Source organism: Proteus faecis, from assembly GCF_003144395.1.
Taxonomy (GTDB): Bacteria; Pseudomonadota; Gammaproteobacteria; order Enterobacterales; family Enterobacteriaceae; genus Proteus; species Proteus faecis.
Map to the genome: position 1 here is coordinate 162,217 of NZ_PENZ01000047.1, position 8,983 is coordinate 171,199.

An 8,983-nucleotide genomic window follows, 5' to 3' on the forward strand; every position below is an offset into this window, starting at 1 on the left:
TCACCACTTTCTGATTAGGAAATACAATCATGGATCATTGGAATACAAGTGCAGAGTCTGTACTAAAATCAGGGCCTGTTGTTCCTGTTATTGTTATCAACCATATTGATGATGCCGTCCCTGTAGCAAAAGCTTTAGTCGCCGGTGGCGTAAAAGTTTTAGAAGTGACATTACGTACAGAATGTGCAATTGAGGCTATCCGCCGTATTGCAAAAGAAGTGCCTGAAGCTATTGTTGGCGCGGGTACAGTAATTAATCCTCAACAATTAGCACAAGTCACTGAAGCCGGTGCTCAATTTGCTATTAGCCCTGGATTAACAGAAGCATTACTCAAAGCAGCCGTTGCGGGAACTATTCCTTTAATCCCAGGTATTTCAACAGTTTCTGAATTAATGCTGGGAATGAGCTACGGTTTAAATGAATTTAAATTTTTCCCAGCAGAAGCTAATGGTGGGGTCAAGGCATTAAAAGCAATTGCAGGCCCATTCTCAACAGTCCGTTTCTGCCCAACTGGTGGCATTTCACCTGAAAACTACCGTAATTACCTTGCACTTGAGAGCGTACTTTGTATTGGTGGTTCTTGGTTAGTGCCTAACGATGCAGTGAAAGCAGGTGATTTCAAACGTATTACCGAATTAGCTAAAGAAGCCGTTGCAGGCACTCAACGTTAATTATCTCAATACAAAAATAGGTTTTATCCAATAAAGGTAGGTATCCCCTTGTACCTATCTTTATTTTTATCTTTTCGTGACTGCTCCCCGCCCTGTCGGGCGAGGCTTCCCACTTCTTAGACCGCAACCGTCTGTCTAAGGCAATTTATTAAGTAAATCGCTTAGTTTGGGAATAGGCATAAACATCTTCGATATACCCTTCTTTAATTTTTTGCTGTTGCTGTTGCCAATATTCTGGTGATAAAAGCTCATGATGTTGAGCTTCAAAATAGTGGCAAACTCGCTTATCACTACATAAAAAATAGCGAAATTCTTCAGGAAATACATCATTGAGTGCAACGCTATACCAAGGCTCACTTGCTAATTCATCTTCAGGGTAACGAGCAGGAGGGATCGCACGAAAATTCATATCTGTCATATAACTAATTTCATCATAGTCATAGAAAATCACACGATGATGTCGAGTCACACCAAAGTTTTTAAACAGCATATCGCCGGGAAAAATATTCGCCGCAATAAGCTCCTTCAACGCCTGCCCATAATCTTCAACAATAGCTTTAAGTTGATTATCATCGCACTTCTCCATATAGATATTGAGCGGTATCATTCTCCGCTCCATATAAAGATGACGGATCAATATCTTATCGCCCAGATCTTCCAATTTATTGGCGATCTCTTGTTCAAAGATCGTCATTAATTCAGGGCTAATTCTTTTCTTCTCGATCATAAAATTCTCAAACTCTTGAGTATCTGCCATTCGCCCAACACGATCGTGCTCTTTAACCAATTGATAGCATTCTTTTACACGCTCTGCCGTGATCGTTTTTTGTGGTGCAAACTTATCTTTGATCACTTTAAAAACACGATCATAAGTTGGTAATGTAAAGACCAACATCACCATCCCCTTTACACCAGGAGCTTCAATAAATTGCTCTGATGAAAAATTCATAAAGGCAAGGTATTCACGATAGTATTCTGTTTTGCCGTGTTTTTGACACCCTATCGACATATAAAGCTCCGCAATAGATTTGCTCGGTAAGATATCTCTTAACCACGCGACTAATGCAGCAGGAAATGGGGCATAAACCATAAAATAAGAGCGGGCAAAACCAAAGACAATACTCGCTTCATCTGCCGAGATAAGGCAGGTATCAATCAGTAATTGTTGTTCAACATTATGAATGGGTAATAAGAATGGAATATATTGATCATTAATCACTATTTTGCCAATCAACCAAGCCGCTTTATTACGATAAAAGAGTTCATTTGCGATATGAAATACCGCACTCTGTAATTGTTCAGAAGAGAACTGAGCGGTAAGTACGTTACAAATAGAGTGAATATCACGTTGTTTATTTTGCCACGGTAGTCGCAAAGGTAAACGTGATAAAATGTCTTGCAATAATGCGGGTAAATCACTCTGAATAACAAACTGCTTTGATAACGGTCGAGGCGCTTGTGTAAAGCGGTAAGCTGGCTGTGATGAAAAAACAAAGAGGTTTTTTTTATTCAACTCACGATGGTAAAACAGACGACAATAAACAGAATTAAAAAAACTCTCTGCAATCTCAAATCGAGGGTAATTGGGTAATAATTGCGTATAGTTATCTTTCACCTTTTGTAAAAAAAGACTATCTTTATCAATATCATGTCGAATACATTTAAGTTGCTCAACGACTAATCCAACATGATTATCATATAAACGGATGCGCTCTTTCATCGCGATTTGCACACCATGCCAATCCGCTTGCTCAAAACGATATTGTGCCCCTGACGTTATCTCAAGGAAGCGACCATATTGGGCATCAAAGCCTTGTAAAATTGTTTGAGCAATTAAATCTTCTGGCGTCATTAGCAACCTCACGAAAAAGAGGAGCATCCTGCTCCTGAATTATCACCACAAAAACAGATAATAATATTTTTGGATCTTAGAATTGCTGTTCTTCTGTTGAGCCTGTTAGTGCCGTCACCGAAGACATGCCACCTTGAATAATCGTCGTGACTTTATCAAAATACCCTGTTCCGACCTCTTGCTGATGCGATGAGAAGGTATAACCTTGATTAAGTGCCGCAAACTCTTTTTCTTGCACTTTCTCAACATAATGTTTCATACCTTCGCCCTTAGCATAATCATGAGCCAGATCGAACATGTTGAACCACATGCTGTGAATGCCTGCTAACGTAATAAATTGGAATTTATATCCCATTGCGGAGAGTTCATCTTGGAAATGCGCTATCGTGCGATCATCTAGGTTCTTTTTCCAGTTAAAGGAAGGAGAACAGTTGTAAGCCAACATTTTCCCTGGATATTTATCGTGGATAGCTTCAGCAAACTTAGCCGCCATTTTCAGATCAGGTAGCGATGTTTCACACCACACCAGATCGGCGTAAGGAGCATAAGCAAGCCCTCGACTAATAGCTTGATCAATACCTGCATGAGTACAGAAAAAACCTTCAGGTGTGCGTTCTCCAGTTAAGAACGAACTATCATAAGGATCGCAGTCTGAAGTCAAGAGATCGGCTGCATCGGCATCCGTTCTTGCAACAAGTAATGTAGGCACATCAGACACATCTGCGGCTAAACGTGCAGCAACCAGCTTTTGAACAGCCTCTTGGGTCGGAACAAGTACTTTTCCCCCCATATGACCGCATTTTTTCACTGCTGCTAACTGATCTTCAAAGTGAACACCTGCTGCTCCCGCCTCAATCATCGCCTTCATTAATTCAAAGGCATTTAATACTCCCCCAAAACCGGCTTCCGCATCAGCCACAATAGGAAGGAAAAAATCAATATAATCTTTATGTTGAGGACCAATGCCATTTGACCACTGAATTTGATCGGCTCGTCTAAAGGTATTATTAATACGTTGGACAACATTAGGAACAGAATCAACTGGATATAGCGACTGATCAGGGTACATGCTTGCAGCTGTGTTGGCATCAGCAGCGACTTGCCACCCTGAAAGATAAACAGCTTCTAATCCTGCTTTTGCTTGTTGCAATGCTTGCCCACCCGTTAAAGCACCCAATGCATTAACATAGCCTTTCTTCGATTTTCCATTTAATGATGACCAAAGCCTTTGTGCACCACGTCTTGCTAAGGTATGTTCTGGGTTAACCGAACCTCTTAATTTAATAACATCTTCAGCGCTATAAGGACGAGTAATACCTTTCCAGCGAGGTTGTTCCCACTCTTTCTCTAATTGGGCGATTTGCTCTGATCTACTGATAGTCATAAAAACAGCTCCTATAAATACGGTAGTGATGATGTTTGCAGTTTATAAATACGTTGTGACGTATCTTTTTTAATTTAAAAGTTGGTAACCCGGTAAAGTCAGAAAATCGACTAATTCATCTTGGGTTGTGATCTTATCCATTAAAGAAGCCGCTTCTTTAAAACGCCCTTCTTCAAAACGAGTATCACCGACTTCTTGATGTATCACTTCAAGCTCTTCTCTCAGCATTTTACGAAAGAGATCTTTGGTCACGACTTGTCCATCAGACAGTGTTTTTTGATGGCGGATCCATTGCCATATAGAGGTACGTGATATTTCTGCTGTTGCTGCATCTTCCATTAATCCATAGATAGGTACGCAACCATTACCAGAAATCCATGCTTCAATATATTGCACAGCAACACGGATATTCGCTCTCATGCCTTTTTCTGTACGTTCACCGGCACAAGGTGCTAATAACATTTCTGCCGTTATTTTTTCATTACGTTGCACATCGAGCTGATTAGAGCGGGTTCCCAATACGGCATCAAAAGCAGACAATACCGTTTCAGCAAGACCTGGATGAGCAATCCAAGTGCCATCATGGCCATTTGTTGCTTCAAATTCTTTATCATCAAATACTTTTTTCAAAATAATGCCGTTCTGCTCTGGATCTCGACTTGGAATAAATGCAGACATTCCGCCCATAGCAAAAGCACCACGTTTATGGCAAGTCTGGATCAGTAAACGCGAATAAGCACTTAAGAAAGGTTGAGTCATCGTGATCCCCTGTCTATCAGGTAAGACACGATCAGGATAATTTTTTAATGTTTTGATATAGCTAAAAATATAATCCCAACGACCACAATTAAGCCCAACGATATGCTCTTTCATATGAAAGAGGATTTCTTCCATTTGGAAAACTGCGGGTAAGGTTTCGATTAATACAGTGGCTTTAATGGTTCCTGTTGCTAAACCAAAGCGCTTTTCAGTGAAATGAAAAACATCGCTCCACCATTTAGCTTCTTGCCATGTTTGCAATTTAGGAATGTAAAAATAAGGACCACTCCCTTTTTCTAATAGGGCTTTGTGGTTATGGTAAAAATACAAAGCAAAATCAAATAATCCCCCTGCAATAGGCTTCCCTTTCCATAACACATGCTTCTCAGGAAGGTGAAGTCCTCTTACTCGGGCAATCAATACTGCAGGTGACGCTTTAAGTTGATAGCATTTGCCTTGTTCATTGGTATAAGAAATAGTGCCTTTGACGGCATCGCGCAAATTGATTTGACCATCAATCACTTTATCCCACGTAGGTGCTAAGGAATCTTCAAAGTCCGCCATAAACACTTTCACATTAGCATTTAATGCATTGATAACCATTTTTCGATCAACTGGCCCTGTTATTTCAACACGACGGTCTTGAAGATCTTTGGGTATGGGGTTAACTTTCCACTCTGATTTTATAATGGAATCTGATTCCGAAATAAAATCAGGAAGCTCACCATTATCAACTCTGTGTTTCCAGCTATCTCTTTCAGCTAATAAAGCATGGCGTCTATCTGAAAAATGATTTAACAAGTCAGTCAAAAACAACTTAACATCATGATTTAGTATCTCTTTTTCCTGTTCACCAAAAGATTGCGTAAAATTTAATTCTTCTGTAGTTAACGATTGTGACATTCTGCATTCCCCTAAAAGCGTTTACACACCTGATTAAGATTAATGCAGTTTTTACAAAAATCAAAAATGAATTCCATTTTTATTTAAATAATTTTTAACATTGTGATTACACCGTTGTTTTTTTATTGTACAAAAATCGGAATTACAAAATAATTCGAGCACTTTGGAAGAGATCGAGAATAGACAGAGAAAAGGAATGTTAATGTTTGATAATTTTGGCTATATAGCTTTTTCTTATATGAATATTCTTCATACACAACATGAAGACCTCGACATTCAAAAGGTTATTAGCTAAATTCAGGCTTCTAGATGTCTAGATGCTTTTTAGAGGTTATTAAAATGCCAATTAGAGTCCCCGATGAGCTACCCGCAGTCAGTTGTTTACAAAAAGAAAATGTCTTTGTTATGACATCCAGTAGAGCGAGCATTCAAGATATTCGGCCATTAAAAGTGCTTATCCTTAATTTAATGCCAAAGAAAATAGAAACAGAAAATCAATTTCTGCGATTACTTTCTAATAGCCCTCTTCAAATCGATATTCAATTATTGCGTATTGACTCTCGTATACCTAAAAATACTCCAGTAGAACATCTCGATACTTTCTACTGCGATTTTGACCAAATTAAAGAACAAAATTTCGATGGACTTATCGTCACAGGTGCACCATTAGGACTAGTGGAATTTAAAGATGTGACTTATTGGAATGAAATAAAAGAAGTCATTACATGGGCTAAAGAGCATGTAACTTCTACACTCTTTATTTGCTGGGCGGCTCAAGCTGGATTAAATATCTTATATAACCTGCCAAAATACACACTAGAACAAAAAATTTCAGGCGTATATAGTCATAACACTTGTTCACCATTTTCACTGTTAACTCGTGGATTTGATGAGACTTTTTTTGCTCCACATTCTCGTTATGCCGGTTTTCCTATCGACCTTATTCAAAACAATACTGATTTAGAGATCCTTGCAACTTCAGAAGAAGCGGGTGCTTATTTATTTGCATCAAAAGATAAAAGAGTCGTTTTTGCAACAGGGCACCCAGAGTATGATCCCAATACACTAGCAGATGAATACCATCGTGATATGAAAGCAGGACTAGACCCTCAATTACCAGAAAACTATTTTCCTAATAATGATCCGAATAAAAAACCTATTGCTTCTTGGCGTAGCCATGGTCATTTGTTGTTTGCAAATTGGTTAAACTATTATGTTTATCAGATAACACCATTCGATCTTACCCAAATGAATCCAACATTAGATTAAACAAAAACCCCAAAATCAATTTGGGGTTTTAAGATAATCACTTACCAAACTAAGAATTATTTATAACGATGAGCTAACGCGTTAGCTGCAACCATTGCATTATAAACATCTTCTTCAGTCACTCTCATTGGCATATTACCCATAGTGTCTCCTTCTGCACAGGCAATCTTAGCAACAGTGCGCCATTCACTTTCAATAAATTCCTTCATGCCCATATCTTCAAGTGTCAGTGGTAATTCTGCCGCTTTAATAATACGGATCACTTCATCAATTTCTTCTTGTGGTGCATTTTCTAACACTAATTGAGTTAATAAACCGAATACTACTTTTTCACCATGTTGAACATGGTGTAAAGACTCAACCGCAGACATACCATTATTTACTGCATGAGCAGCAGCTAAACCACCGGCTTCAGCACCAACACCACTAAGGTAGATTGTCGCTTCAATTGTTTGTTCTAATGCAGGAGTAGTAATTTTATGGCGAATAGCGTCCATAGCTTTATCAATGTTTTCACTTAACATTTCAAAGCAAAGCTGTGCTAAGCCAAGACCTGTACGTGATGGACGTTGATTGACTAAATTTAAGCCGTCTGCTTGATAGCAAGCACGTGCTTCAAAGTAAGTGGCTAGGGCATCACCAACACCTGCTGAGAAAAAGCGTTGTGGGGCAGAGGCAATAATAGCGGTATCTGCAATAACAACGTCTGGGTTTTGTGGCAAGAACAAATATTTATCAAACTCACCATTTTCTTTATATAACACAGACAATGCCGTACAAGGAGCGTCAGTTGAAGCGATAGTCGGAAATAAAATAACAGGAATGTGCTGATAATAAGCAACGGCTTTAGACACGTCTAATGTCTTACCTCCTCCAATACCAATAATCACGTTCGCTTTATTTTCAACCGCAATTTTACCAAGGCGATTAACTTCTGCCTCAGTGCATTCATAATTAAATTTTTCAACCTGTGAAACAATGCTATTTTCTTTTAGAGAAGGAATGGCTTCTTTAGTTACTTTTTCTAAAAAAAACTCATCACTAATAATAAATGCGTTATCACCAAAATCTTTTACATATTTACCGACAGAAGACAGTAATTGACTACCAATAAAGAATTTTTTTGGTGAGGTTACAGAACGAGGTAATATAGATGACATAACTAAATTCCTTTATTTTAGATTTTGCTACACACAATAGCAGAATTAGTATTTTATCTTACCTCTCATCATAATATGAATCTAGTAAACTCTCTAATAGTCATTATCTAAATCATTTTCGTTAATTATTTTTAATTTATATAAAACAAATAGTTATTTTATATTCTTTTAAAAAACAGATTATCTACGTATTTATCACGATAATAAAGGCATCACGACGGTGATGCCATAAAAAGTACAACACAATAAATCGTTATTTGATATACAGTCATGCTATATTCACGATATAACAATATATTATTTTATTAAGGTGATTTCTTGTGGAAGACGCTGTTATTCTCGTAGATAAAAATGATAATGAGCTGGGAACGATGCCAAAGCTTGAAGCTCATATTGTAGGCGCCTTACATCGAGCCTTCTCAATATTTATTTTTAACTCAAAAAAGCAATTACTTATTCAACAACGTGCAATATCCAAATACCACTCTGGTGGTTTATGGGCAAATACATGTTGTAGTCACCCGCTTCCAAATGAATTACTTTCAGATGCTATTCATCGTCGTTTAAATGAAGAATTAGGCATGAAATGTGATATGCAATCTATCGGCACTATTCTGTATAACGAAAAAGTGACAGATGATCTGATAGAACATGAATTTGATCATCTATTTCTTGGGTTTAGTAACGAATTACCCCAAAGCAATCCAGATGAAGTAATGGATTACCGCTGGCTCTCTCTCGATTCTCTTTATCAAGATATTGAAGAGAATGCACAAAATTACAGTGTTTGGTTTCGTTATATATTAAATCGGATGGGAATTGAGCAATTTTCTCGTTGGAGCCAAGGTATTATTTAGCAATTATCTTATTAACAAACTAAATATAAAATAAATTGCTCATTTTTTAAAAACCCCAAACGCAAAAAAGCCAACCCAGTGGGTTGGCTTTCTCGTCTTATTTAATGCCTGGCAGTTCCCTACTCTCA

General features: G+C 38.0%; 7 protein-coding genes. 3 read left to right on the forward strand and 4 right to left on the reverse strand.

All coding sequences use genetic code 11. The features are described from left to right. The first annotated feature begins 29 nt into the window (after positions 1-29). Positions 30-671, forward strand: coding sequence for a bifunctional 4-hydroxy-2-oxoglutarate aldolase/2-dehydro-3-deoxy-phosphogluconate aldolase (locus DK858_RS16650; RefSeq protein ID WP_109398359.1), 642 nt, complete (start codon positions 30-32; stop codon positions 669-671). A 148-nt stretch (positions 672-819) separates the two neighbouring features. On the opposite strand, the gene aceK is transcribed toward DK858_RS16650, so the two are convergent. The 3 genes from aceK to aceB all read right to left on the reverse strand — a co-directional run bounded on the left by aceK (position 820) and on the right by aceB (position 5,569). After that, the gene (aceK, locus tag DK858_RS16655; protein WP_410110876.1) at positions 820-2,529 is read right to left on the reverse strand and encodes a bifunctional isocitrate dehydrogenase kinase/phosphatase; all 1,710 of its coding nucleotides are present in this window, start codon (positions 2,527-2,529) and stop codon (positions 820-822) included. Between the two features lie 70 nt (positions 2,530-2,599). Beyond that, a complete protein-coding gene (gene aceA, locus DK858_RS16660; protein ID WP_072065199.1) occupies positions 2,600-3,907 on the reverse strand; it encodes an isocitrate lyase in 1,308 nt (435 codons plus the stop codon). 69 nt (positions 3,908-3,976) lie between these two features. Next, positions 3,977-5,569 carry a malate synthase A gene (aceB, locus tag DK858_RS16665; protein ID WP_109398361.1) on the reverse strand — a complete coding sequence of 531 codons (1,593 nt, stop codon included), beginning with the start codon at positions 5,567-5,569 and terminating at the stop codon, positions 3,977-3,979. Between the two features lie 339 nt (positions 5,570-5,908). On the opposite strand from aceB, the gene metA reads away from it, so the two are divergent. Beyond that, on the forward strand, positions 5,909-6,838 hold the full coding sequence (metA, locus tag DK858_RS16670; protein WP_109398362.1) for a homoserine O-acetyltransferase MetA: 930 nt from the start codon (positions 5,909-5,911) through the stop codon (positions 6,836-6,838). 56 nt (positions 6,839-6,894) lie between these two features. Here the strand turns inward: metA and DK858_RS16675 are convergent, their stop codons facing one another. Further along, entirely contained in the window at positions 6,895-7,998 is a 1,104-nt protein-coding gene (locus tag DK858_RS16675; protein ID WP_109398363.1) for a glycerol dehydrogenase, read from the reverse strand. A 320-nt stretch (positions 7,999-8,318) separates the two neighbouring features. On the opposite strand from DK858_RS16675, the gene idi reads away from it, so the two are divergent. Then, positions 8,319-8,855, forward strand: coding sequence for an isopentenyl-diphosphate Delta-isomerase (idi, locus tag DK858_RS16680; RefSeq protein ID WP_109398364.1), 537 nt, complete (start codon positions 8,319-8,321; stop codon positions 8,853-8,855). Positions 8,856-8,983: the final 128 nt, after the last annotated feature.

What these genes read in the sequence shown, in the direction of transcription:
- DK858_RS16650 (WP_109398359.1), top strand. Translation starts at nt 30, where the DNA reads ATGGATCATTGGAATACAAGTGCAGAGTCTGTACTAAAATCAGGGCCT.
- metA (WP_109398362.1), top strand. Translation starts at nt 5,909, where the DNA reads ATGCCAATTAGAGTCCCCGATGAGCTACCCGCAGTCAGTTGTTTACAA.
- aceB (WP_109398361.1), bottom strand. Translation starts at nt 5,569, where the DNA reads ATGTCACAATCGTTAACTACAGAAGAATTAAATTTTACGCAATCTTTT.
- DK858_RS16675 (WP_109398363.1), bottom strand. Translation starts at nt 7,998, where the DNA reads ATGTCATCTATATTACCTCGTTCTGTAACCTCACCAAAAAAATTCTTT.
- aceA (WP_072065199.1), bottom strand. Translation starts at nt 3,907, where the DNA reads ATGACTATCAGTAGATCAGAGCAAATCGCCCAATTAGAGAAAGAGTGG.